Below are 338 nucleotides of genomic sequence, written 5' to 3' on the forward strand. Positions count from 1 at the left end.
GCATCACCCGGGAGACCACGGTCAGGATCGAGGCGGCGCCGCCTGTCGATTGCCTGCAGGGCGAGCGCGATCGGCGGAAATATTCCGACCCGTACTTTCCCGAACTCGACCGATGAAAGCTTCCGCTTTTCAGGCCGGCTGGTCGCCATAGTTGGAGCGGAATTCCTGATAGCAAGTGCGGCGCCAGCGTCGACCGACGACATAGCCGCGCAGCAAATGCGGCAGCGAATAGCCCAGCGCCTTGGACGAGCGGTTGGCAAGATAGCCCGACAAAGCCTGCGGCAGCCTGCCCTTGATAGTATCGGCGATGAGCTGGCGCGCGATCATGTAGGGCGGCA

Annotated in this window: 1 pseudogene; it reads right to left on the minus strand. The window is 63.0% G+C overall.

Going from position 1 to position 338, the window contains the following annotated elements:
- Positions 1-129: 129 nt before the first annotated feature.
- Positions 130-338: pseudogene (locus tag EN859_RS36275) on the minus strand (glycosyltransferase family 2 protein); the annotation flags it as partial.

It is taken from the genome of Mesorhizobium sp. M00.F.Ca.ET.216.01.1.1 (genome assembly GCF_004010325.2).
In the GTDB taxonomy this organism is placed as follows: Bacteria; Pseudomonadota; Alphaproteobacteria; order Rhizobiales; family Rhizobiaceae; genus Mesorhizobium.